Below are 23,637 nucleotides of genomic sequence, written 5' to 3'. Positions count from 1 at the left end.
TGACTGAGCAAGAACAACTAGCAAAATTGCCAGAAATTCATTGTCAACCAAAGGAAAATTCGTTCGAAGCAACCCACAACCAAACCATCAAAGCCCGGCCACGAGCCACCCCGAGACGAGGTAATTGGCATCGATTTTTGACACGCTGTTGAGTTCTCAAGGATCGGACGCGCACCTTTCGCAAACCTTTCGGCCGGCGTCCGGGGCAACCCTTCAATCTTATGCTCTCCGTTTCCTTTTCCCAAATCCGCTTCTCGGCGGTGGAATCCGGTCTGGAGACTCCCCGTTCCTGGCTTCGGACGCGGTGAGGCGTCCGAGCTGTTCTTCGGGGGTTCCAACCCGCGGGACCGGCCTTCTTCGCGGTGGTGACCGCGGTGGTGTCCGTTCCTCCCTGTCGGGCTGACGTCGAGAACATTAGACGGGCCCTCGCCGAAAAGACAAATCCGCTGGTCAGCGCCCTGCGGCGCCGGACCAGCGGATCCGTCGGTGGGGTCGGGCGCCGCAGGGCGACCGGCCTCGTGTGCCTCAGCCCGACCGGCGGCCTGCAGCGAGGGACTTGCGCCCGCGACGGAGCAGGACGACCTGGCCGTGGAGGAAGTCCTCCTCCCCCAGCACCTGCTCGGGGTCGGCGAGCTTGACGTTGTTGAGCGAGGCCCCGCCCTCGGAGATCGCCCTCCGGGCGGCGTTGCGCGAGTCGACCAGGCCCACCGCCACCAAGGCGTCCACGACCGAGGTGCCGACGTCCACCTGTCCACCGGGCAGCTCCGCCGTGGCGTCGAGCAGCGTGGCCTCGTCGAGGGCACCCACGTCCCCCTTGCCGAAGAGTGCCTCGGACGCCGCCTGCACCGCAGCCGTCGCCTCAGCGCCGTGGACGAGGGTGGTCACGTCCGCCGCCAGGGCCTTCTGTGCCTCCCGCAGGAACGGCTTCTCGGCCAGGGACTTCTCCAGCTCGGCGACCTCCCCCTGCGTGCGGTCGGTGAACACCTTGAGCAGGGTCACCACCGAGGCGTCCTCGACGTTGATCCAGTACTGGTAGAAGGCGTACGGGCTCGTCATCTCCGGCGACAGCCAGATCGCGTTGCCGGCGCTCTTGCCGAACTTCTCCCCCGAGCTGTCGGTGAGCAGCGGGGTCGTGAGCAGGTGCACCGACTTCCCCTCGACCCGGTGGATCAGGTCCGAGCCCGCCGTGAGGTTTCCCCACTGGTCGTTGCCACCGGTCTGCAGCGTGCACCCGTGGTCGCGGTACAGCTGCAGGTAGTCCAGCCCCTGCAGCAGCTGGTAGCTGAACTCGGTGTAGGAGATCCCCTCGTCGGAGTTCAGCCGCGCGGCAATCGCCTCCTTCTTGACCATCTGGTTGACCCGGAAGTGCTTGCCGATGTCACGCAGGAAGTCCAGCGCCGACAGGCCCTGTGTCCAGTCGAGGTTGTTGACGAAGATCGCGGGGTTGTCCCCGTCCGTCGCGAGGAACGGGCGCACCTGACGCTGGATGTTCGCCACCCACGCGGCGGTCTGCTCCTTGGTCTTGAGCACCCGCTCCGCCGACGGCCGTGGGTCGCCGATGAGACCGGTCGAGCCGCCGACCAGGCAGATGACCCGGTGCCCGGCCCGCTGGAGGTGGCGCAGCACCACGAGCTGGACGAGGTTGCCGAAGTGCAGCGACGGGGCGGTCGGGTCGAACCCGCAATAGGCCGTGATCGGTCCGTCGCCGAGGGCCTGGCGCAGCGCGGCCTCGTCGGTGGTCTGCGCCACCAGGCCTCGCCACTGCAGCTCGTCGAGAACGTTCGTCACGGTCGTCGGTCTCCTTCGGTCGGTGAGCCGCACCACGCGGCCCGGGCCAAGCCTGCCCTATGCACCGCGGCGACGGCTGCGGGGTTTCGCTGCGCGGTACACCGAGACGCTCGGCTCGTCGGCCAGCCAGAAGCGCCAGGGGTATGCCGCGGCGTCGCCACCGGCGCCGCTCACCCCGACCCGCGGGCCGGTCCGGATGCGGCTCGCGGGCACGTGGTCCACCGGTGCGTGGAAGGCGATGCGGTCGCCTCCGCACGCGTCTGCGCCCGAGTCCTCGCCGCGCAGCCCGAGCGTCGTCGCCAACCGGGCGGGGCCCCTCGTCCAGTCGCGTCGCGCGATCCCCGCACGTCGCCCGGCGGCCACCTCCTCACCGCCCACCACCTCGCCGGCGCGCAACAGCACCGCGCTGGCGTGGCCCTCGGTCCCGGTCACGACGTTGGCGCACCAGTGCATCCCGTAGGTGAAGTAGACGTAGAGGTGACCGGCGCGGCCGAACATCACCTGCGTGCGGGGCGTCGGCCCGCGGAAGGCGTGGGACCCGGGGTCGGACTCCCCGGCATACGCCTCGACCTCGGTGAGGCGGACCGTCACCGGGCCCACGGTCAGGAAGGTCCCGAGCAGGGCGGGGGCGACGTCGAGGACGTCCTCGGCGAAGAAGGACCGCTCGAGGCGCGGCCCTCGCCCCGGGCCGGTCAGCCCTTGCGCCGTCGGATCGTGTTGCCCAGCCACACGAGGGGATCGTAGTGGCGGTCGACGACGCGCTCCTTGAGCGGGATGAGGGCGTTGTCGGTGATCTTGATGTGCTCGGGGCAGACCTCGGTGCAGCACTTGGTGATGTTGCAGAAACCGAGGCCGTGCTTGGCCCGGGCGGCCGGGCGCCGGTCGGCGGAGTCGAGCGGGTGCATGTCGAGCTCGGCGATGCGCATGAGGAAGCGCGGGCCGGAGAACGCGGCCTTGTTGTCCTCGTGGTCACGCACGACGTGGCAGACGTCCTGGCAGAGGAAGCACTCGATGCACTTGCGGAACTCCTGGCTGCGCTCGACGTCCACCTGCTGCATGCGGTACTCGCCCGGCGCCACGCCCTCGGGCGGGCTGAACGCCTGCACCTCGCGCGCCTTCTCGTAGTTGAACGACACGTCGGTGACGAGGTCCTTCTCGACGGGGAAGGTGCGCAGCGGCGTCACCGTGACGGTGTCGCCCTCCTCGAACGTGCTCATCCGCGTCATGCACAGCAGCCGCGGCCGGCCGTTGACCTCGGCGGAGCAGGAGCCGCACTTGCCGGCCTTGCAGTTCCAGCGGACCGCGAGGTCCGGGGCCTGCGTCGCCTGCAACCGGTGGATGATGTCGAGGACGACCTCGCCCTCGTTGACCTCGACGGTGAAGTCCTCCAGCGCTCCCCCGTCGGCGTCGCCGCGCCACACCCGGAAGCTCCCCTGGTAGCTCATGATCCGCTCCCTCCGTGCCGCTGCAGCTCGGTCTCGGTGAGGTACTTCGACAGCTCGGAGCGCTCGAACAGCTCGAGCAGGTCCTGGCGGATCTCGGGGACGGGCTGGCGCCGCATCTCGATCCGCCCGTCGTCGGTCATGGTCTCGACGAGGTTGAGCCGGCGCCACTCCGGGTCCATGGCCGGGAAGTCCTCGCGGGTGTGGCCGCCGCGGGACTCGGTGCGCTCCAGCGCCGCCATCGCCACGCAGCGGCAGACGGCGAGCATGTTGCGCAGGTCCATGGCCAGGTGCCAGCCCGGGTTGAACCGCCGGCCCCCGGCGACGACGACGTTGCGGGCCCGGGCGTCGAGCTCGTCGAGGACCTCGAGCGCCTCCCGTACCTCGTGCTCGCGCCGGATGATGCCGACCAGCTCGTTCATCTTCCCCTGGAGCTCGTGGTGCAGCCCGTACGGGCTCTGGCCGCCGTCCTTGGGGTCGAACAGGGACAGCGCCGCCCGCGTCGCGGCCGCCACGTCGGCCTCCGCCGGGGCGGGGTGCCCACCGCCCTCGACACCACGGCCGCGAACGTAGTCGACGGCCCCGACCCCGGCCCGTCGGCCGAACACGAGCAGGTCGGACAGGCTGTTGCCGCCGAGGCGGTTCGAGCCGTGCATGCCGCCCGCGACCTCGCCCGCCGCGAACAGGCCGGGGACGCTGGTCGCCGCCGTGTCGGCGTCGACCTCGACACCGCCCATGACGTAGTGGCAGGTCGGGCCGACCTCCATCGGCTCGGCCGTGATGTCGACGTCGGCGAGCTCCTTGAACTGGTGGTGCATCGACGGCAGCCGCCGGATGATCTCCTCGGCCGGCAGCCGGCTCGACACGTCGAGGAAGACGCCGCCGTGGGGCGAGCCGCGCCCCTCCTTGACCTCGTTGTTGATGGCTCGCGCCACCTCGTCACGGGGCAGCAGCTCGGGCGGGCGCTTGTTGTTGTCGGCGTCCTTGTACCAGCGGTCCGCCTCCTCCTCGGTGTCGGCGTACTGCGCCCGGAACACGTCGGGCACGTAGTCGAACATGAACCGCTTGCCCTCGGAGTTGCGCAGGACTCCTCCGTCGCCGCGCACCGACTCGGTGACGAGGATGCCCTTCACCGACGGCGGCCACACCATGCCCGTCGGGTGGAACTGGATGAACTCCATGTTGATGAGGGCCGCGCCGGAGCGCAGGGCCAGCGCGTGGCCGTCGCCGGTGTACTCCCAGGAGTTGCTCGTGACCGTGAAGGACTTGCCGATGCCACCCGTCGCCAGGACGACCGCCGGCGCGCGGAACAGCACGAACTCGCCGCTCTCGCGCCAGTACGCCAGCGCGCCGCAGACAGCGCCGGAGTCGTCCTTGAAGATGTCAGTGACCGTGCACTCGGCGAAGACCCGCAGCCGGGCCTCGAAGTCGCCGGTGGCGCGCCGGTCCTCCTGCTGCAGGCTCACGATCTTCTGCTGGAGCGTGCGGATCAGCTCCAGGCCGGTGCGGTCGCCGACGTGGGCGAGGCGCGGGTACTCGTGGCCGCCGAAGTTGCGCTGGCTGATCTTGCCCTCGGGGGTGCGGTCGAACAGCGCGCCGTACGTCTCGAGCTCCCACACCCGTTGCGGCGCCTCCTTGGCGTGCAGCTCGGCCATCCGCGGGTTGTTGAGGAACTTGCCGCCGCGCATCGTGTCGCGGAAGTGGACCTCCCAGTTGTCCTTGGCGTTGGCGTTGCCCATCGACGCGGCGATCCCGCCCTCGGCCATCACGGTGTGCGCCTTGCCGAACAGGCTCTTGCACACGACAGCCGTGCGCAGCCCCTGCTCGCGCGCCTCGATGGCGGCACGCAGGCCGGCGCCACCGGCACCGATGACGAGAACGTCGACGTCGTGCGTCTCGAGGTCGGTCACGGGGCTCCTCAGTTGAGAATGCGCAGGTCGGAGATGGTGCCGGACGAGACGAGCGCGATGTACGCGTCGGTGACGACGAGGCTGCCGAGGGTCACCCAGGCGAACTGCATGTGCCGCGCGTTGAGCTTGCCGACGAAGCCCCAGGCCTTGTAGCGCAGCGGGTGCTTCGAGAAGTGGTTGAGCCGTCCGCCGACGATGTTGCGGCAGGAGTGGCAGCCGAGGGTGTAGCACCACAGCAGCACGACGTTGGCGAGCAGGATCAGCGTCCCGAGCCCGATTCCGAACCCGCCGTCCTTGCCACGGAACGCGTGCAGCACGTCGTAGGTGTTGATGAGGCTGACGATGACCGCCGCGTAGAAGAAGTACCGGTGCAGGTTCTGGGCGATGAGCGGGAACCGCGTCTCACCCGAGTACTCGCGGTGCGCCTCGGGTACCGCGCACGCCGGAGGCGAGAGCCAGAACGAGCGGTAGTACGCCTTGCGGTAGTAGTAGCAGGTCAGCCGGAACAGCAGCAGGAACGGCAGCGTCAGCACCGCGAACGGGATGAGCGGCGGCCACTGGCCGAACGGCGTGCCGAAGTGCGTCGAGCCCGGCACGCACGAGGTCGACAGGCAGGGCGAGGCGAACGGCGTGAGGTAGCCGTAGTCGGCGACGAAGTAGTCCTTCTGCGTCGAAGCCCTGATGAGCCCGTAGAGCAGCCAGGCCGTGAAGCAGACGAAGGTCACCAGGGGCTGCAGCCACCACCGGTCCTCGCGCAGGGTGCGGGCGGCGATGCGGGCGCGTCCGGGGGCGTGGACGCCTCCGCCGAAGGGTGCGCTCACGTCACTGGCCCCGGCGGTAGCCGACGCCCTCGTCCTCGACGTCCGACCACATCGAGGGGTCGTAGTCCTCGTCCGGGATGAACACGATCTCGCCGGGCCCACCTGCCCGGTCCTGGGAGCCGACCCCCGCGGCGCGGGCCAGGAGGTCGACGTCGTCGGCGAGCCGCACGACGTCGTCGCGCAGCCGCTGGATGTCGATGGTGTTGCCGAGCTCCTTGGACAGGGCGGTCACCGCCCGTCGCAGGCCCGCCACGTGCCCTGCTGCCGCGGTGAGGTCGTCGCTGACACCCATGCCGTCATCCCTTCGAACGCCGGAGCGGGTCCACTGTGACCCACGTCACCGAACCTAGCGAATGCGCGGTCCGATGTCCCGCATCCACGCGATCCGGTATGCCGCGGGCGCGGCACCCTGGGCGCCGGCGTCCCCTGCGCGGCTGGCGCCCAGGGGTCAGCGCACCTCGACGGGATGGTCGGCCCAGGCCCGGGCCCGGGCGACGGCCTCGGCCAGCCGCTCCCCCTGCTCGGCCACGCGGGCGGGGGCGGTGCCTCCCTTGGCGTCGCGGGAGGCGAGCGAGCCCTCGACCGTGAGCACGCTGCGTACGCCCGGGGTGAGGTGGGGCGAGATGGCCGCGAGGTCCTCGTCGGTGAGGTCCCACAGCTCGATGCCCCGCTCCTCGCACGCGCGCACGCAGGCGCCGGCCACCTCGTGGGCGACCCGGAACGGCACGCCCTCGCGCACCAGCCACTCGGCCACGTCGGTCGCGAGCGAGAAGCCCTGGGGCGCCAGGGAGGCGAGCCGGTCGGTGTCGAAGACCATGGTGTCGACCATGCCGCTGAAGGCGGGCAGGAGGACCTCGAGGGTGTCGACGGCGTCGAAGACCGGCTCCTTGTCCTCCTGCAGGTCGCGGTTGTAGGCGAGCGGCAGCGACTTCAGGGTCGTGAGCAGTCCGGCCAGGTCCCCGACGAGCCGGCCGGCCTTGCCGCGCGCCAGCTCGGCGACGTCGGGGTTCTTCTTCTGCGGCATGATGCTCGACCCGGTCGAGTAGGCGTCGTCGAGCGTGACGAAGGAGAACTCCTTGGTCGCCCAGAGGACGACCTCCTCGGCGAGGCGCGACACGTCCACTGCCGTCATCGCCGCGACGAAGGCGAACTCGGCGACGAAGTCGCGCGACGCGGTGCCGTCGATGGAGTTCTCGACGGAGGTGTCGAAGCCGAGGTCGGCGGCGACGGCCTCGGGGTCGAGGCCGAGCGAGGACCCTGCGAGGGCGCCCGAGCCGTAGGGCGAGACGGCCGCGCGGACGTCCCAGTCCTGGAGCCGCTGCACGTCGCGCAGCAGGGCCCAGCCGTGGGCGAGCAGGTGGTGGGCGAGCAGCACCGGCTGCGCGTGCTGGAGGTGCGTGCGACCGGGCATCGCCGTGTCGGGGTGCCGCCGCGCCTGCGACAGCAGGGCGTCGACGACGTCGAGCACGAGGGCTGCGACCGAGCGCGCGTGGTCACGCAGGTACATCCGGAACAGCGTGGCGACCTGGTCGTTGCGCGAGCGCCCGGCCCGCAGCCGGCCGCCGACGTCCGCGCCCGCCCGCTCGATCAGCCCACGCTCGAGGGCGGTGTGGACGTCCTCGTCGTCCTCGGCCGGCCCGAAGGCGCCCGACTCGACGTCGGCTGCCAGCCGGGCCAGCGCGTCCAGCATCGCCTCGAGCGACGCGTCGTCGAGCAGCCCGGCGGCGTGCAGCACCCGCGCGTGGGCGCGCGACCCCGCCAGGTCGTACGGCGCGAGCCGCCAGTCGAAGTGCGTCGACTTGCTCAGGGCGGCCAGCGCGTCGGCCGGGCCTCCCGCGAAGCGTCCGCCCCAGAGGCTGACCCGCTCGTTCACCGCTGCTCCTCGTTGGTCGTGGTGCCCGCGAGCGCGAGCAGGTGGTCGGCGATCCGCCGCGAGGCGGCGGTGCCGGTCGTGATGACCATGATGGTGTCGTCCCCGGCGATGGTGCCGAGCAGGCCCTCGATGCGGGCGTGGTCGATCGCCGAGGCGAGGAAGTTCGCCGCACCGGGAGGGGTCCGCAGGACGACGAGGTTGTGCGAGGGCTCGGCCGTGACCAGCAGCTCGGAGCAGACCCGGCGCAGCCGGGTGCTCACCGCCTGCGACCCCTGGGCCGGGCGGGCCGTGGGGTCGCCGCCCTCCCCCGGCACGGCATACACGAGCGCGCGCCCCGAGCGGACCTTGACGGCGCCGAGCTCGACGAGGTCGCGCGACAGGGTCGCCTGGGTGACCTCGACGCCGTCCTGGGCGAGCAGGTCGAGCAGCTCGGTCTGCGAGCGGACCTCGGTGCGCCCCAGGATCTCGACGATCCGCTGGTGCCGTGCGGTCCGGGTGCCGGCGATGCTCACCGGCGCCCCGCCACGGGGCGGCCCAGGGGTCCGGGGCGCGAGGTCACGCGGACTCCTCGACGAGGAAGGAGAGCAGGGCCTTCTGGGCGTGCAGCCGGTTCTCCGCCTCGTCCCACACGACCGACTGCGGCCCGTCGATGACGGCAGCCTCGACCTCGAAGCCGCGGTAGGCGGGCAGGCAGTGCAGGAAGATCGCGTCGGGGTCGGCCCGGGCCATCAGCGACTCGGTCACGGCGAACGGGACGAACGGGCTGGCGCTGCCCTGCCGCTCGCCCTTCTGCGCCTCCATGCCCATGGACACCCACGTGTCGGTGACGACGACGTCGGCTCCGGCCACTGCGGCACCGGCGTCGTCGAGCACCGCCACCGACCCGCCCTGCTCGGCGGCGATCTCCTCGGCCCGCGCGAGGACGGCGGCCTGCGGCTGGTGCGACGCGGGCGTGCCGACGCGCACGTGCATGCCGGCCAGCGCGCAGCCCAGCAGGTAGGAGTGGGCCATGTTGTTGGCGCCGTCGCCGACGTAGGCGAGGGTCAGGCCCGCGAGCACGCCCTTGCGCTCGTTGACGGTCAGCAGGTCGGCCAGGATCTGGCAGGGGTGGAAGTCGTCGGTGAGGGCGTTGACCACCGGGACCCCGGCGAACGCGGCCATCTCCTCGATCCGGTCCTGGCCGTAGGTGCGCCACACGATCGCGGCGGACTGGCGGCCGAGGACCCGCGCGGTGTCGGCCACCGACTCGCGGACGCCGATCTGGGCCAGGGCGCCGTCGACGACGAGCGGGTGTCCCCCCAGCTGGGCGATGGCGCCGGTGAAGGACACCTGCGTGCGCAGCGTCGGCTTGTCGAAGACGACCGAGACGACCTGCGGGCCGGCGAGGCTCTGCCGGGATAACGGGGCTGCCTTGAGCTCGGCCGCGCGGGCGAGGACCAGGGCCTGCTCCTCGGCGCTGAGGTCGTCGTCGCGCAGGAAGTGGCGGAGGGTCACGCGGTCTCCTTCGGGGTCGAGGCGGCCGGGGTCGAGGCGGCCGGGGTCGAGGCGGCCGGGGTCGAGGCGGCCGGGGTGGACGCGGCGTCGAGGAAGGCGGGCAGGGCGGCGACGAACAGGTCGACCTGCTCGGTGGTGATGACGAGGGGCGGGGCCAGCCGCAGGGCGTTCGGCGCGACGGGGTTGACGATGAACCCGCCCTCACGCGCGGCCGCGGCGACGGCGGGTGCGACGTCGGCGGCGAGGGTGATCGCCCGCAGCAGTCCCGCTCCCCGGACCCCGGTGACGAGCCGGTGGTGGAGCGCCGTGACGGCCTCGGCGAGGTGCTCGCCGACCTCGCGGACGTGCGCCAGCAGGCCCTGCGACTCGATGGTCTCCAGCACTGCGAGCCCGGCCGCGGCCGCCAGCGGGTTCCCGCCGAACGTCGAGCCGTGCTGGCCGACGGTGAGCAGCCCGGACACCTCGAGGCCGAAGGTGACCAGCGCCCCGATCGGCACTCCCCCACCGAGCCCCTTGGCCAGGGTCATCGCGTCGGGGACGACCCCCGCCTGCTGGAACGCGAACCAGGTGCCGGTGCGGCCGACCCCCGTCTGGATCTCGTCGACCACGAGCAGCGCGCCGTGGGCGGTGGTGAGCTCGCGGGCGAGCCGCAGGTATGCCGGGCCCGGGCTCAGGACGCCGGCCTCACCCTGCACGGGCTCGAGGACGACGGCGGCCGTCTCGTCGGTGACGGCCGCGCGCAGGGCGTCCTCGTCGCCGTAGGGCACGTGCGTGACGCCGGGGATGAGAGGCTCGAACGGCTCGCGGTAGGCGGCCTTGTGGGTGAGGGCGAGGGCACCGGTCGTGCGGCCGTGGAAGGCGCCCTCGGCCGCGACGATGCCCGAGCGACCGGTGCGGCGGGAGAGCTTGATCGCGGCCTCGATGGCCTCGGCCCCGGAGTTGGCGAAGAAGACCGCGGACCCCTCGGGCGCCTCGGCGACCCGCAGGATGCGCTCGGCCAGCTCGACCTGGGCCGGGGAGGTGAAGAGGTTGGAGACGTGGATCGCCTCTGCCGCCTGCTTGCTCACGGCGGCGACGAGCGCCGGGTGGCCGTGGCCGAGGGCGTTGACGGCGATGCCGCCGACGAGGTCGAGGTAGCGGTTGCCGTCGACGTCCCAGACCCAGCAGCCGTCGCCGTGCGACAGCACCAGCGGGGGCCGGCCGAAGACGCCGAGGACCGAGCGCTGGTAGCGGTCGAGGAGCTCGTCGTTGTGGGTGCCCATCAGGACCTCTCCTCGTCGGGGACGATCATCGTGCCGATGCCCTCGGAGGTGAACACCTCGAGCAGCAGCGAGTGCGGCTGGCGGCCGTCGACCACGTGGGCCTGCGGGACACCCTGCTCGACCGCGCGCACGCACGCCTCGAGCTTGGGGATCATGCCGGCGTCGACGCGGGTCAGCAGCTCCTTGGCGCCGCTCACCGTCAGCGAGGACAGCAGCGAGTCCCGGTCCGGCCACGCGGCATACACGCCCTCGACGTCGGTGAGGACGACGAGCTTGCGCGCCCGCAGCGCGACCGCGAGCGCCGCGGCGGCGGTGTCGGCGTTGATGTTGAGCACCTGGCCGTCGACGTCGAGGTCGGGCGCCACGGTCGAGACGACGGGGATGCGCCCGGCGTCGAGGATGTCCTGCACGGCGCCGGGGTCGACCTCGACGACGTCGCCGACCAGGCCGAGGTCGACGTCCTCGCCGTCGACGGTGGTCCCCCGTCGCCGGGCACCGAAGAGGCCGGCGTCCTCCCCGGAGAGGCCGACGGCGACCGGGCCGTGCTGGTTGAGCAGCCCGACCAGCTCACGGCCGACCTGCCCGGTGAGGACCATGCGGACGACGTCCATCACCTCGGGCGTGGTCACCCGGAGCCCGCCGCGGAACTCGCTCTCGAGGCCGAGGCGGTCGAGCATCGAGGCGATCTGCGGACCACCGCCGTGCACGACCACGGGCCGCAGCCCGGCGTACCGCAGGAACGCCACGTCCTGGGCGAAGGCAGCCTTGAGGGTGTCGTCGGTCATGGCGTTGCCGCCGTACTTGACCACGACGAGGGCGCCGCGGAAGCGCTCGAGCCACGGCAGGGCCTCGACCAGCGTCTGGGCCTTGCCCTGGGCGACGCGCAGCGCGGCGGCGCCGATGTGGCCGCGGACGGTGTTGGCGGCCCGGGTGCCTGCGGGGGGCTGGGTCGCGGTCATGTGGAGTAGGCCGAGTTCTCGTGGACGTAGTCGTGGGTGAGGTCGTTGGTCCAGATCGTCGCGGTCTCGTCGCCGGCGTGCAGGTCGACGAGCACGTGCACCTCCCGACCGGTGAGGTCGACGAGGGAGCGGTCCTCGCCGACGCCGCCGGCCCGGCACACCTGCACGCCGTTGATCGTGACGTCGAGCTGGTGCGGCTCGAAGGCGGCCCGGGTGGTGCCGACCGCAGCGAGCACGCGTCCCCAGTTGGGGTCGTTGCCGAAGACCGCGCACTTGAACAGGTTGTTGCGTGCGACCGCGCGCCCGACCTCGAGCGCGTCCTCGACGGACGCGGCTCCCGCGACCTCGATCGCGATGTCGTGGTGGGCGCCCTCGGCGTCGGCGACGAGCTGGCGCGCCAGGGAGGCGCAGACCTCGGTGACAGCGGCGGTGAGGTCCGCCGTGGACGGGCGCTGCCCGGAGGCGCCGGACGCCATGAGCAGCACCGTGTCGTTGGTCGACTGGCACCCGTCGGAGTCGACCCGGTCGAAGCTGACGGCGGTGGCCGCACGCAGCACGCCGTCGAGCTCGCCCGGCTCGACCACGGCGTCGGTGGTCACGACCACGAGCATCGTCGCCAGTGCCGGCGCGAGCATCCCCGCGCCCTTGGCCATGCCGCCGACGGACCAGCCGGCACGGGCGGCCGTGGCCTGCTTGTGGATGGTGTCGGTCGTCCTGATGGCGACCGCCGCGTCCTCGCCACCGTCCGTCGACAGGGCCGCCGCCGCGGCAACGACCCCGGCCAGGACCTTGGGCATCGGCAGCAGCTCGCCGATGAGGCCGGTCGAGCAGACGACGACGTCGCCCGCCGAGACGCCCAGCGCGTTGGCGACGTGCTCGGCGGTGGCGTGCGTGTCGGCGAACCCCTGGGGGCCGGTGCACGCGTTGGCACCGCCGGAGTTGAGCACCACCGCGTCGACCCGGCCGTCGCCGACGACCTGCCGGGACCACGTGACCGGTGCGGCCTCGACCCGGTTGCTCGTGAAGACGGCGGCCGCGTGGTGGTCGGGGCCGTCGTTCACGACGAGGGCGAGGTCGGGGGTGCCGGACGCCTTGAGGCCGGCCGTCACCCCGGCCGCGCGGAAGCCGCGGGGTGCCGTGACGCTCACGAGGCACCGCCGGAGAGCCGGGCGGGTGCGGCCGTGTTGCCGTCGCGCTTCCAGATGGCCATCGCCTCGTCGGCGTGCTTGGCGTCCACCAGGATCCAGTCGGTGTCGAAGGTCGACATCGCCAGGATGCTGATGCCCTGCTTGGCCAGCGGGTCGAGCAGCCCGGCGAGGACACCGACCGTCGAGAAGTCGAGCGGACCGGCGATCTCGAACGCAGCGAGCGGCCCCTGCGCCCGCGCCCCCTCGGGAACGGCGTCGTGCGCGCACACGACGGAGGTCTCGCTGTCGGTGTACGTCACCGACGCCAGCGGACCCGTTCGCCAGTCGAAGTCCGGCTCCTCGCCCGCGGGGAGGCGGACGAACGCGACGTCCACGTCGTGCTTCATCAGGTGCAACGGCAGGCTCATGGTGCGACTCCAGCGATGGGAAGCCCGGTGGTCTCGGGGAGGTCGAGGGCGAGGTTGGTGCACTGGACTGCCGCCCCGGCCGTGCCCTTGGTGAGGTTGTCGACGGCCGCGACGACCACGACGCGACCGACCCGCTCGTCCAGCGTCACCTGGACGTGGACGCAGTTGCTGCCGAGGACGCTGGCCGTGGAGGGCCACTGCCCCTCGGGGAGCACGTGGACGAACGGCTCGTCGGCATACGCCTCCACCCACGCCGCACGCACGGACTGCGCGGACGCGCCGGCCACCACGGGTGCCGTGCAGGTGGCCAGGATGCCGCGCGGCATCGGCGCGAGTGTCGGCGTGAACGAGACGGTGACGTCGTCGCCGGCCACGCCGCGCAGGTTCTGCTCGATCTCCGGTGTGTGCCGGTGCACCCCACCGACGCCGTACGGCGACATCGCGCCCATCACCTCGCTGCCGAGCAGGTGCGGCTTCGCGGACTTGCCGGCGCCCGAGGTGCCCGAGGCCGCGACGACGACCACGTCGTGGGGTGCCAGCACCCCGGCCGCGTAGCCGGGCGCGAGCGCGAGGCTCACCGCGGTGGGGTAGCACCCGGGCACGGCCACTCGCGGGGTGCCCACCAGGGCCGCCCGCTGCTTGCCCCCGGGGACGCACAGCTCGGGCATGCCGTAGGCCCACGAGCCCGCCCAGGGCGTGTCGTAGTAGGTCGTCCACGCCTCGGCGTCCCGCAGGCGGAAGTCGGCGCCGCAGTCGACCACGACCACGTCGTCCGGCAGTTCGGCCGCGATGCGGGCGGAGTGGCCGTGCGGGAGGGCCAGCACCACGACGTCGTGGCCGGCGAGCGCCTCGGTCGTCGTGTCCTGCACGACCCGGTCGGCCAGCGGCGTCAGGTGCGGGTGGACCGCGCCCAGGCGTTGACCGGCGCTCGAGGCGGCCGTGACCGCCCCCACCTCCAGCTCGGGGTGTCCGAGCAGCAGCCGCAGGACCTCGCCCCCGGCATACCCGCTCGCCCCGGCAACCGCCACTCTCCGCATGTGCATGAACATACACGTTATGGATGCTCATGCACCACCATCCGAACTGCGGACGACGACGCCAGGGGTGGGCTGGGGGGCCGGCGCCGCCGCGGCGCCAGGCCAGAACCCCCGGGCTCAGGTGAGCGGGTCGTCCTCGCCCCAGCGCAGCAACCCCAGGGTGCGGTCGCCCTCGCCGATCCCCTGCTCCGCTCGAGCCCGCAGCGACTCGACCGTGTCGACGCCGGCGCGAACCATGCGGCCCGACCACGCGTCGAGCCGCCCGTCCGCCAGGGCGAGGAGCAGCGCGGTGACCTCCTCGGGGGCGGTCCACTCGGTGCGGTCCTCGTGCGCCTTCATGGCCAGCGTCATGTCGGTCCGGACGACGCCGGGTGCGAGGTCGAAGGCCCTGACGCCGTGCTGGCCGCCGATGCCGGTGGCCGCGGTCAGCCGGGCGAGCGCGCCCTTGCTGACGTTGTAGGCGGTCGCGATGTCGTAGTTGCGGTAGGCGGCGCCGGAGTTGACGTTGACGATCCGCCCTCCCGTCGCCGCGAGGTGCGGGAGTGCGGTGCGCGTCATGAGGTACGGGCCGCGCACGTTGACCTCGACCGTGTGCCACCACTGCTCGGGGTCGCTCTCGGCCAGTGGCACCTCGGCGTCGATGACCCCGGCGTTGTTGACCAGCAGGTCGAGCCGACCGTGCCGCGCGACGACGTCGCCGACCCAGCGCTCGACCGCTGCCCGGTCGGTCACCGGCGCCACGGCCGTGGAGCCGCGCTCGACGACCCACCCGGCCGCCTCGAGGGCGTCGGCGACGTGGCGGCCGATGCCCCGGGAGGCGCCGGTGACGACCGCGACCCGAGCGCTCACCGCTGGACCGCGCCCGTGCGACGGCCCGCCTCGGCCACGGCGGCGTCGCGCAGGGCGGACACCTCCTCGGTGGTGAGGGTGCGGGCCGTGGGACGGAACGTGAGCCGGTAGGCGAGGGACTTGCGCCCGTCGCCCACCTGCTCCCCCCGGTAGACGTCGAACAGCACGAGCGACTCCAGGTCCGGTCCCGCCCCGGCCGACAGCGCCGACTCGACGTCCGCGGCCGGGACCGTCTCGTCGACGACGAGCGCCACGTCGGTGTGGGCCACGGGGAACGTCGACAGGGCCGTCGCGTCGTGCGGCGTGCCACTCGCGGCGACGAGGACGTCGACGTCGAGCTCGCCGGCCACCGTGCGGGCCGGCAGCTCGAGCGCCGCGACGACCTTGGGGTGCAGCTCGCCGGCGTGGCCGACGACCGTGCCGTCCTCGAGGAGGAGCTCGGCGCAGCGGCCCGGGTGCCACGGCGCGCGCTCGCCGGCGCGCACCCGCAGCTCGAGCCCGAGCGCCTGCCCCACGGCCAGGGCCCAGGCCACGGCGTCCGAGGTGTCGACCGTGCGGGGCGGGCCCCAGGGACCACCGCGCTCGGCGTCGCCCGCGGCGGCGTAGGCCACGTGCCGCGGCTGGGCGGGCACCGCACCGGTGATCGCGGCGAGGGTGGCGTCGTCGGGCCGGGAGTCGGTAGCGGGGACAGGGGCCGTCACCGGCGTCTCGGGCGCCAGGGTCACGAGGCCCATCTCGTAGACCGCGGCGTCGCGCGTACCCCGGGCCACGTTGCGCCGCAGCGTGTCGAGCAGGGAGTCGAGCACCGACGTGCGCATCAGCGGCGCCTCGTCCGACAGCGGGTTCGCCAGCCGGACCGCGCGCCGGCGGGAGTCGTCCGCGGCATACGCCAGCGCGTCGAAGAGCCCCGGCGCGACGAACGGGTAGCTGAGGACCTCGGTGAGCCCCTGGTGGGCGAGGGTCGTCGCGACGAGCCGACGGACGCGCTGCCCGTGCGTGAGGCCGCGACCCGCGGACTTCGGCTGCGGCAGGACCGAGGGGATCTGGTCGTAGCCGCGCACGCGGGCGACCTCCTCGACCAGCTCGGGGCCGTCGGTGAGGTCGGGCCGCCACGAGGGTGCCCGCACCACCACGGTGTCGCCGTCGCGCTGCTCCACCTCGCAGCCGATGGCCGCGAGCGTCGCGAGGACCTCCTCGCGGGGGTACTCGAGGCCGACGTACCGGGTCGGCAGGGTGGTGTCGAAGGCGAACGGCTCGCGGGCCACCCGGTGGTCGACGTCGGTGTATGCCGGGTCGGCCGTGCCGCCGCCGTGCTCGACGAGGAGGTCGACAGCCAGCTGCGCCGCGGCTGCGGCCACGTCCGGGTCGACGCCCCGCTCGAACCGGCGCGACGCCTCGGTGGTGAGCCGGTGCCGGCGTGCGGACCGGGCGACGGTGACCGGGTCGAAGTGGGCCGCCTCGACGAGCACGTTCGTCGTGCTGCCGGAGACCTCCGAGGAGGCGCCACCCATGACGCCCGCGATCGCGAGCGGGGTGTCGGAGCCGTCGACGATGAGCAGGTCCTCGGGGTCGAGCGCGCGCTCGACGTCGTCGAGGGTGGTGAGCTTCTCCCCCGCGCGGGCGCGGCGCGTGCCGACCGAGCCGGAGAGGGTGTCGAGGTCGAACGCGTGCAGGGGCTGGCCGAGCAGCATCATCACGTAGTTCGTGACGTCGACCGCCAGGGAGATGGGTCGCATTCCGACCTGGGTGAGCCGCTTCTGCATCCACTGCGGGCTGGACGCCGAGGTGTCGACGCCCCGGACGACTCGCGCGATGTAGCGGTCACAGCCCTCCCGGCCGTCGATCGGCGCCTCGTCGGTGAGGTGCACGGCATACCCGCCGTCGCCCGGCTCGGCCACGTCGAGGTCGGCCGGGTCGCGGAAGGCGACGCCCTCGGACAGGGCGTACTCGCGGGCGATGCCGCGCATCGAGAAGCAGTACCCACGGTCCGGGGTGACGTTGACCTCGACGACCTCGTCGGCCAGGCCGAGCAGGGTGATGGCGTCGTCGCCGGGCTGCAGTGCCGCGGCGGCCTCCTCGCCGAGCAGCTGCGAGAGGACGATGATCCCGCTGTGGTCCTCGCCCAGGCCCAGCTCCTTCGCCGAGCAGATCATGCCGTTGCTGACGTGGCCGTAGGTCTTGCGCGCGGAGATCTCGAAGCCGCCGGGCAGCACACCGCCGGGCAGCACGACGACGACGAGGTCGCCCGGGCCGAAGTTGTGGGCGCCGCAGACGATCTCCTGGGCCTTGCCCTCGGTGACGCGCTGGCCGTGCTCGCCGACGTCGACGGTGCACCAGTTGACCGTCTTGCCGTTCTTCTGCGGCTCGGGCTCGACCGTCAGGACGCGGCCGACGACGAGGGGCCCGGAGATGTCGCCGCCGTGCAGCCCCTCCTCCTCGAGGCCGACCCGCACGAGCGACGCCGCGACGTCGGCGCCCGTGGCGTCGGCGGGCACGTCGGTGAGCTCGCGCAGCCAGGACACGGGCGCGTACATCAGATCTCCATTCCGAACTGCTGGGAGAACCGCACGTCTCCCTCGACGATGTCGTGCATGTCGGCGACGTTGTGGCGCAGCATCAGCGAGCGCTCGACGCCGAGGCCGAAGGCGAAGCCGGTGTAGCGGTCGGTGTCGACGCCGGCGGCGCGCAGGACCCGCTGGTTGACCATGCCGGATCCGCCCAGCTCGATCCACCCGGTGCCGCCGCAGGTGCGGCAGGAGGCGCCGTCGAGCGTGCCCGACCCGCCGCAGACCCAGCAGCGGCAGTCGATCTCGGCGCTCGGCTCGGTGAAGGGGAAGTAGTTGGGGCGCAGGCGCGTCTCGATGCCGTCGCCGAAGAGCCGCTGCACGAACGCGTCGAGCGTGCCCTTGAGGTGCGCCATCGTGATGCCCTCGTCGACGACGAGTCCCTCGAACTGGTGGAAGACCGGGGTGTGCGTCGCATCGAGGTCGTCGGTGCGGAACACCTTGCCGGGGCACAGGACGTAGACCGGCGGCTCGTGGGTGAGCATCGTGCGGACCTGGACGGGCGAGGTGTGGGTCCGCAGGACGAGCCCGGAGCCCGCAGGCTCGACGAAGAAGGTGTCCTGCTCCTGGCGGGCCGGGTGGTCGGCGCCGATGTTGAGGGCGTCGAAGTTCAGCCACTCGGCCTCGACCTCGGGCCCCTCCGCGATCTCCCAGCCCATGGCGACGAAGATGTCCTCGACCCGCTCGGAGACGAGGCTGATCGGGTGGCGCGCGCCCAGCGGGCGGCGCGGCACGCGGACGGTGACGTCGACGGCCTCCTCCACGAGGATCCGCTCGTCGCGCTCCGCCTCGAGCTCGGCCTGCCGGGCCGCCAGCGCCTGCCCGACGCGTCCGCGGGCCTGTCCGACGCGCTTGCCCGCCTCGGCCTTGGCGCTCGGCGGCAGGGCGCCGATCTCGCGGTTGGCCAGGGCCAGGGCGCTCTTCTCACCCTGGTGGGCCCGGCGCGCGGCCTTGAGCTCCTCGAGGGTGCCGGCGGCGGCGATCGCGGCGAGGGCCTCGTCCACGGCCTGCTCGACGGCCGCCGGGTCCAGCGCGGCCACCTCGACGGGGTCGTACTGCTTGTTGGGTCCGGACATGTCCTTCATCTCTGCTGGGGGCGCGGCTCCCCGAGTCTAGGGGCGCCCGCGCGCGACCTTCCCACGTGGGGCGGGTGGTGGAGGTGCCTTCGGAGGCGGCCGCCGGACGGCGGCGAGGCGTGCCGGGGAACTGCCGCGCGGCGTACCGCGGGCCGGTGGTGGGGCGCCCTCAGCGCAGCACGGCGACCGCGTCCGAAGGCGCGGTAAATCGCATCGTGCGACAGGTCATGGCACCAGCGTGGCGGGGACCGCCAGCCGGCGCAACCGCGTTCCGCGAGGTGGCCGCGGCCTCAGGCGAGGTACTCGGGCGCGGTCGAGGGCAGGCTGAACCGGAACTGCGCCCCACCCGACGGCGCGGAGCCGACGACGACCTGGCCGCCGTGCGCCTCGACGAGGCCACGGACGACGTAGAGCCCGAGGCCCGTGCTTCCCCGGCCCGAGCCGTGCCAGAACCGGCTGAACACCAGGGCGCGGTGGTCCTCCGGGATGCCGGGGCCCTCGTCGCTGACGACGATCTCGACCCCGTCGTCGCCACGACCCTTGGCCACCATGGCAGCCCGGGCCTCGGGACCGGCGGTCACGGCCGCCAGGGTGACGAGGCCGTCGCCGTGGCGGACGGCGTTCTCGAGGAGGTTGGACAGGATCTGGTCGAGCCGGTCGGGGTCCGCCCACACCTCGGGCAGGTCCTCGGCGACCTCAATGGCGAACCGGTCGCGCTCCAGGCCGCTGGCGACGGCGCGCTCCACGTGGCGGTGGAACACCGAGGAGACGTCGAGGGGCAGCGGCCGGATCTGCAGCCGCCCGGAGTCGATCCGGGACACGTCGAGCAGCTCGGTGATGAGCCGGGTGACGCGGTCGGCGTCGGCCTCGATCGTCTCCAGCATGAGCCGCTTCTGCTCGTCGGTGAACCGGTCCCAGCGCCGCAGCAGCGTCGAGGAGAACCCCTTGACGCTGGTCAGGGGTGAGCGCAGCTCGTGCGCGACGGTGGAGATGACGGCGGCGTTCTCGGCCTCCTGGCGGCGCCGGTAGAGGGCGTCGCGCATGAGGATGTTGACCCGGTTCACGGGCTCGTTGCGGCCGGGGCGCAGGTACTTGGCCGTCACGAGGACCTCGCGGCCGTTGTGCCGCAGCATGAGCATCTTCTCGCGGTGGCCGGTGCGGATCCGCAGGCCCCCCCACGGGTTCGTGGTCTCCCACCATGAGCTGCCGTCGCTGTCCTGGAGGTCGACGGCCTCCCGGATGTCGGCGCCCACGAGCTCCTCACGCGGACGGCCCAGGATGCGACCGGCGCGGCTGTTGAGGAACAGGATCCGGGCGTCGCCGTCGGCGGCGACCAGCCCGTCGGGGATCAGCTCGGCTGCGATGCCTGCGGACTCGTTGTCCATGAGCATCCCGGGCGTGAACTCCATGGCGGCGACCCTAGCCGTTCTGGGCGCTCGCCGAGGCGTAGAGGCACACGGTCGCGGCCATGGCCAGGTTGAGCGACTCGGCCCGCCCGTAGATGGGCACGCGGACCACCTCGTCACACTGGGCCCGGGTCTCCTCGGGGAGTCCCCAGGCCTCGTTCCCCATGACCCACGCGTGCGGGCCGAGCAGGTCGACGTCGCCGAGGAGTCGGTCGCCCGCGCCGTCGGCCGCGAGCGTGCGTATGCCGGCAGCGCGCAGCCGCTCGACGGTGGGCTCGAAGGCGAGCCCGGTCACGACCGGCAGGTGGAACAGCGACCCGGCCGTCGACCGGACGACCTTGGGGCCGAACACGTCGACCGACGCGTCGGTCACCAGCACCGCGTCGGCGCCGACGGCGTCCGCCCCGCGGATGACCGTGCCGGCGTTGCCGGGGTCGCGCACGTGGGTGAGGAGGACGAGCAGACGGGGCCGCCGGTCGAGGACCTCGTCGAGGCCCGCTGCCAGGACCCGGCACACCGCGGCCACCCCCTGGGGCGACCCGGTGTCGCACATGGCCGCGAGGACCTCCTCGTCGACCTCGTGCACATGCAGCCCCGCGGCCAGCGCGGGCTCGAGGATGTCCGCGGCGTACCGCTGCGCGGCGGCCGGGGTGGCGTAGACGTCGACGACGCAGTCGGGGCGGTGCTGCACCGCCTCGCGCACGGCCTGGGGGCCCTCGGCGAGGAACCGGCCGGACCGCTCACGCACCGAGCGCCGGGACAGCGCCCGCACCGCCTTGACCCGGTCCGACCTGGGGTTGGTCAGGGGGGCGCTCAGCGGGGGCATGTCCCGGCGCTCGGTGTGCGCTGAGGTGGAGCTCAGGCGGTGGCGTCGGCGGTCGCCGGCACGTTGGCCCGGGCGATCTCGACGAGGGCGGCGAAGGCAGCCTCGTCGTTGACGGCCAGCTCGGCCAGCATGCGACGGTCGACCTCGATCTCCGCGGCCTTCAGGCCCTGGATGAAGCGGTTGTAGGTCATGCCGTTGGCGCGGGCGCCGGCGTTGATCCGCTGGATCCAGAGGCGACGGAAGTCGCCCTTCTTGGCCCGGCGGTCACGGTAGGCGTACCCGAGGGAGTGGGTGACCTGCTCCTTGGCCTTGCGGTACAGGCGCGAGCGCTGACCGCGGTAGCCGCTGGCCCGCTCGAGGACGACCCGGCGCTTCTTCTGGGCGTTGACCGCCCGCTTCACGCGTGCCACGTGAGTTCTCCTTGCTTGGTTCTAGACGATCCGAGGCTGCTGCTGTGCTGAGCCCGGTGCTGCTGTCAGGGGTGGGCTCGGCTCAGCGGCCGAGGAGCTTCTTGACCTTCTTGGCGTCCGGCTTGGACACCTCGACGTCGTTGGCGATCGAGCGCGTGTACTTCGAGGACTTGTGCTCGAGCAGGTGGCGGCCGTTGGTCTGCTCGCGCATGACCTTGCCCTTGCCGGTGATCCGGAAGCGCTTCTTGGCGCCAGAGTGCGTCTTGTTCTTCGGCATGGCTGCCGATCTCCTTCTGTCCGACGTGTTCGTCTGGTGGGTGGTGCTCGGGTGGTTCGGGGGCCTACTCGGCCGGGGCCTGCTCCGCTGCGGGTGCGTCGGGGGCCGGGGCCTCGGCGACCGGCGCCTCGGCGGCCGGTGCGTTCGCGGCCGGTGCGGCCTGCTCGGCGGCCGGCGTCTTGCGGGCGCGGCGCTGCTCGGCCATCGCCTCGGACTTCTTCTTGGTCGGTGCCAGCACCATGATCATGTTGCGGCCGTCCTGCTTGGGGGCCGACTCCACGGTGCCGAGCTCGATGACGTCCTCGGCGAGGCGCTGCAGCAGCCGGAAGCCCAGCTCGGGGCGCGACTGCTCGCGGCCGCGGAACATGATCGTCACCTTGACCTTGTCGCCGCCCTTGAGGAACCGCTCGACGTGGCCCTTCTTGGTGCCGTAGTCGTGCGGGTCGATCTTCGGGCGGAGCTTGATCTCCTTGATGACCGTGTTGACCTGGTTCTTGCGGGCTTCCCGGGCCTTCATGGCGGCTTCGTACTTGAACTTGCCGAAGTCCATGAGCTTGGCGACGGGAGGCTTGGCCATCGGGGCCACCTCGACGAGGTCGAGGTCGGCCTCGGCGGCCAGCCGCAGCGCGTCCTCGACGCGCACGATGCCGACCTGTTCTCCGTTGGGACCAACCAACCGCACCTCCGGTACCCGGATGCGGTCGTTGATGCGAGGCTCGCTGATGGGTGTCTCCTTGTGCTGGGATCCAGGGTCGTGTCCGCGACAACGAGAAAGGCTTCCCGTCGCCGTTGCGCGGGAAGCCTCACCTGATCGGTCTCGGGGTCCACCAAGGGCCGGTATGCCGTGGAGCTCGCGCCCCGCGGCACACGCCTCGGCGACCTCGGGAACCCGGCGACCTGGTGGTCGTCGCGGGTGGAAGCAGGTGCTGCTTCACTTGCACACCGTCCCCCTCGTGGAGGCCTCCGTCGGAGTCCCCCGGCGCTGGGTACGGCCGGTCGATCTGCAAGGCTACCAGCGTGAGCACGCAATCTCCCAATCCCGACGGCGCCGACCCCACCGAGCAGGCCACCCGCGACATCGCGGAGGTGCCGGCGGTCGAGGTCATCACCACCGCCGCCATCCACCTCATGTCGGCGGCCGCGGTCAAGTGCGGGCTCGCCGAGGGGCCGGACGCCGCCGAGCACCTCGACCTCGACGAGGCCCGCAGGCTGATCAACGCCCTCGCCGGCCTCATCACCGCCTCGGCCCCCGACCTCGGCAGCCAGCACGCCGCCCCCCTGCGCGACGGGCTGAAGTCGCTGCAGCTCGCCTTCCGTGAGGCCTCGGTCATCCCGGACCCGCCCGGGCAGGGGCCGGGCGAGAAGCTCACCGGCTCGGTCGTCTGACCCGGCGAGGCGGCCTCACTCCTCGAACCGGGCTCCGGCGACCGGGCGACCGACGGTGAGGGCCGCCTGCATCGGCTGGGGCAGGGCGCCCAGCTGCCGGTCCGGCTCCGCCCCCAGCCCGTCGAGGACGGTGGCGAAGAAGCACCGCGCGGCGACGGCGGCCACCACGAGGAAGATCTCGCGGTCCTCCAGCCCGAGCTCCTGCAGCCGGCGCACCTCCGACCGGTCCACGGTGGAGGGGTCCTGCGCGACGTGCCGGGCGAGCTCCATCAGGGCCAGGTCGACCTCGTCGGCCGGGACCGGCTCGTCGGCGGCCCCGGCCAGCCCGGCGACCTCGTCCGGCGAGTGGAACAGGTCGGCGAGGAACTTGCCGTGGGCCAGCGAGCAGTAGCTCGACCCACGGGCCTGCGCCGCAGCCAGCGTCACCAGCTCGAACCGGCGCCGGTCCAGGTTGCCCCGGATCGAGCCGACGAGCTGGCGCCAGGCGGCCATCACCGCCGGCTCGTGGCTGAACAGCTCCGCGTAGTTGGGCAGGTACCCCCACGAGGCGCGCTCGTCGGCATACATCGCGGCCACCTGCGGGTCGGACTCCCCCGCCGCCGCTGGTTCGATGAAGGACATGGCGGTCCACCTCCGCGGCCCAGCATGCCCGCCGTACCGCCGGTGTGGGCTCGGCCCTTCGACGGAGGCCGCACCGCCGAC

The 23,637-nt window shown here is 72.6% G+C and carries 24 protein-coding genes; 1 reads left to right on the top strand and 23 read right to left on the bottom strand.

Features of this window, described 5'->3' with window-relative positions:
* Window positions 1-525: 525 nt before the first annotated feature.
* From tyrS to infC, 22 genes are all read right to left on the bottom strand, one after another.
* Window positions 526-1,788, bottom strand: a complete 1,263-nt coding sequence (gene tyrS / locus ACFUC1_RS07645; RefSeq protein WP_379118277.1) for a tyrosine--tRNA ligase — start codon at window positions 1,786-1,788, stop codon at window positions 526-528.
* Between the two features lie 57 nt (window positions 1,789-1,845).
* Window positions 1,846-2,517, bottom strand: coding sequence for a DNA-3-methyladenine glycosylase (locus tag ACFUC1_RS07640; protein WP_379118275.1), 672 nt, complete (start codon window positions 2,515-2,517; stop codon window positions 1,846-1,848).
* On the bottom strand, window positions 2,481-3,233 hold the full coding sequence (locus tag ACFUC1_RS07635; protein WP_379118274.1) for a succinate dehydrogenase/fumarate reductase iron-sulfur subunit: 753 nt from the start codon (window positions 3,231-3,233) through the stop codon (window positions 2,481-2,483). Before ACFUC1_RS07635 ends, ACFUC1_RS07640 begins: the two co-directional genes overlap by 37 nt.
* Window positions 3,230-5,140, bottom strand: coding sequence for a fumarate reductase/succinate dehydrogenase flavoprotein subunit (locus tag ACFUC1_RS07630; protein WP_379118272.1), 1,911 nt, complete (start codon window positions 5,138-5,140; stop codon window positions 3,230-3,232). The genes ACFUC1_RS07635 and ACFUC1_RS07630 overlap by 4 nt, the downstream gene beginning before the upstream one ends.
* Window positions 5,141-5,148: 8 nt before the next feature.
* Window positions 5,149-5,961 carry a hypothetical protein gene (locus ACFUC1_RS07625; RefSeq protein WP_379118270.1) on the bottom strand — a complete coding sequence of 271 codons (813 nt, stop codon included), beginning with the start codon at window positions 5,959-5,961 and terminating at the stop codon, window positions 5,149-5,151.
* Between the two features lies 1 nt (window position 5,962).
* Window positions 5,963-6,253, bottom strand: a complete 291-nt coding sequence (locus ACFUC1_RS07620) for a hypothetical protein (RefSeq protein ID WP_379118269.1) — start codon at window positions 6,251-6,253, stop codon at window positions 5,963-5,965.
* Window positions 6,254-6,409: 156 nt separating this feature from the next.
* Window positions 6,410-7,834, bottom strand: a complete 1,425-nt coding sequence (gene argH, locus ACFUC1_RS07615) for an argininosuccinate lyase (RefSeq protein WP_379118267.1) — start codon at window positions 7,832-7,834, stop codon at window positions 6,410-6,412.
* Window positions 7,831-8,346, bottom strand: coding sequence for an arginine repressor (locus tag ACFUC1_RS07610; protein WP_379118265.1), 516 nt, complete (start codon window positions 8,344-8,346; stop codon window positions 7,831-7,833). Before ACFUC1_RS07610 ends, argH begins: the two co-directional genes overlap by 4 nt.
* 43 nt (window positions 8,347-8,389) lie before the next feature.
* Window positions 8,390-9,328: an ornithine carbamoyltransferase gene (gene argF, locus ACFUC1_RS07605; RefSeq protein ID WP_379118263.1), complete on the bottom strand. Its 939-nt coding sequence runs from the start codon at window positions 9,326-9,328 to the stop codon at window positions 8,390-8,392.
* The gene (locus tag ACFUC1_RS07600; protein WP_379118261.1) at window positions 9,325-10,590 is read right to left on the bottom strand and encodes an acetylornithine transaminase; all 1,266 of its coding nucleotides are present in this window, start codon (window positions 10,588-10,590) and stop codon (window positions 9,325-9,327) included. Before ACFUC1_RS07600 ends, argF begins: the two co-directional genes overlap by 4 nt.
* Window positions 10,590-11,549 (bottom strand): acetylglutamate kinase, encoded by a 960-nt coding sequence (gene argB, locus ACFUC1_RS07595; RefSeq protein WP_379118259.1) that lies wholly within the window; start codon window positions 11,547-11,549, stop codon window positions 10,590-10,592. Before argB ends, ACFUC1_RS07600 begins: the two co-directional genes overlap by 1 nt.
* Window positions 11,546-12,697, bottom strand: coding sequence for a bifunctional glutamate N-acetyltransferase/amino-acid acetyltransferase ArgJ (gene argJ / locus ACFUC1_RS07590; RefSeq protein WP_379118258.1), 1,152 nt, complete (start codon window positions 12,695-12,697; stop codon window positions 11,546-11,548). The genes argB and argJ overlap by 4 nt, the downstream gene beginning before the upstream one ends.
* Window positions 12,694-13,104, bottom strand: a complete 411-nt coding sequence (locus ACFUC1_RS07585) for an ACT domain-containing protein (RefSeq protein ID WP_379118256.1) — start codon at window positions 13,102-13,104, stop codon at window positions 12,694-12,696. Before ACFUC1_RS07585 ends, argJ begins: the two co-directional genes overlap by 4 nt.
* Window positions 13,101-14,141 carry an N-acetyl-gamma-glutamyl-phosphate reductase gene (gene argC / locus ACFUC1_RS07580; RefSeq protein WP_379118254.1) on the bottom strand — a complete coding sequence of 347 codons (1,041 nt, stop codon included), beginning with the start codon at window positions 14,139-14,141 and terminating at the stop codon, window positions 13,101-13,103. The genes ACFUC1_RS07585 and argC overlap by 4 nt, the downstream gene beginning before the upstream one ends.
* Window positions 14,142-14,258: 117 nt before the next feature.
* Window positions 14,259-14,990, bottom strand: coding sequence for an SDR family NAD(P)-dependent oxidoreductase (locus ACFUC1_RS07575; RefSeq protein WP_379118252.1), 732 nt, complete (start codon window positions 14,988-14,990; stop codon window positions 14,259-14,261).
* On the bottom strand, window positions 14,987-17,524 hold the full coding sequence (pheT, locus tag ACFUC1_RS07570) for a phenylalanine--tRNA ligase subunit beta (protein ID WP_379118250.1): 2,538 nt from the start codon (window positions 17,522-17,524) through the stop codon (window positions 14,987-14,989). The genes ACFUC1_RS07575 and pheT overlap by 4 nt, the downstream gene beginning before the upstream one ends.
* Complete coding sequence (gene pheS, locus ACFUC1_RS07565) at window positions 17,524-18,630, bottom strand: phenylalanine--tRNA ligase subunit alpha (RefSeq protein ID WP_379118248.1); 1,107 nt, start codon at window positions 18,628-18,630, stop codon at window positions 17,524-17,526. Before pheS ends, pheT begins: the two co-directional genes overlap by 1 nt.
* Before the next feature lie 290 nt (window positions 18,631-18,920).
* Window positions 18,921-20,039 (bottom strand): ATP-binding protein, encoded by a 1,119-nt coding sequence (locus tag ACFUC1_RS07560; protein ID WP_379118246.1) that lies wholly within the window; start codon window positions 20,037-20,039, stop codon window positions 18,921-18,923.
* Window positions 20,040-20,049: 10 nt separating this feature from the next.
* On the bottom strand, window positions 20,050-20,862 hold the full coding sequence (locus ACFUC1_RS07555; protein WP_379118244.1) for a TrmH family RNA methyltransferase: 813 nt from the start codon (window positions 20,860-20,862) through the stop codon (window positions 20,050-20,052).
* A 32-nt stretch (window positions 20,863-20,894) separates the two neighbouring features.
* Window positions 20,895-21,272, bottom strand: a complete 378-nt coding sequence (gene rplT / locus ACFUC1_RS07550; protein WP_310157819.1) for a 50S ribosomal protein L20 — start codon at window positions 21,270-21,272, stop codon at window positions 20,895-20,897.
* 82 nt (window positions 21,273-21,354) lie between these two features.
* Complete coding sequence (gene rpmI, locus ACFUC1_RS07545; RefSeq protein WP_310157820.1) at window positions 21,355-21,549, bottom strand: 50S ribosomal protein L35; 195 nt, start codon at window positions 21,547-21,549, stop codon at window positions 21,355-21,357.
* 64 nt (window positions 21,550-21,613) lie between these two features.
* Window positions 21,614-22,273: a translation initiation factor IF-3 gene (gene infC, locus ACFUC1_RS07540; RefSeq protein WP_379118279.1), complete on the bottom strand. Its 660-nt coding sequence runs from the start codon at window positions 22,271-22,273 to the stop codon at window positions 21,614-21,616.
* 293 nt (window positions 22,274-22,566) lie between these two features.
* Between infC and ACFUC1_RS07535 the strand changes: the two genes are divergently transcribed.
* Window positions 22,567-22,935 (top strand): DUF1844 domain-containing protein, encoded by a 369-nt coding sequence (locus ACFUC1_RS07535; RefSeq protein ID WP_379118240.1) that lies wholly within the window; start codon window positions 22,567-22,569, stop codon window positions 22,933-22,935.
* Between the two features lie 15 nt (window positions 22,936-22,950).
* Here the strand turns inward: ACFUC1_RS07535 and ACFUC1_RS07530 are convergent, their stop codons facing one another.
* Window positions 22,951-23,556, bottom strand: coding sequence for a carboxymuconolactone decarboxylase family protein (locus ACFUC1_RS07530; protein WP_379118238.1), 606 nt, complete (start codon window positions 23,554-23,556; stop codon window positions 22,951-22,953).
* Window positions 23,557-23,637: the final 81 nt, after the last annotated feature.

This window comes from Pedococcus sp. NPDC057267 (genome assembly GCF_042668795.1).
Lineage (GTDB): Bacteria > Actinomycetota > Actinomycetes > Actinomycetales > Dermatophilaceae > Pedococcus.
Note: the sequence above shows the minus strand (reverse complement) of the source record. Positions and strands in the feature narration are given on the sequence as shown.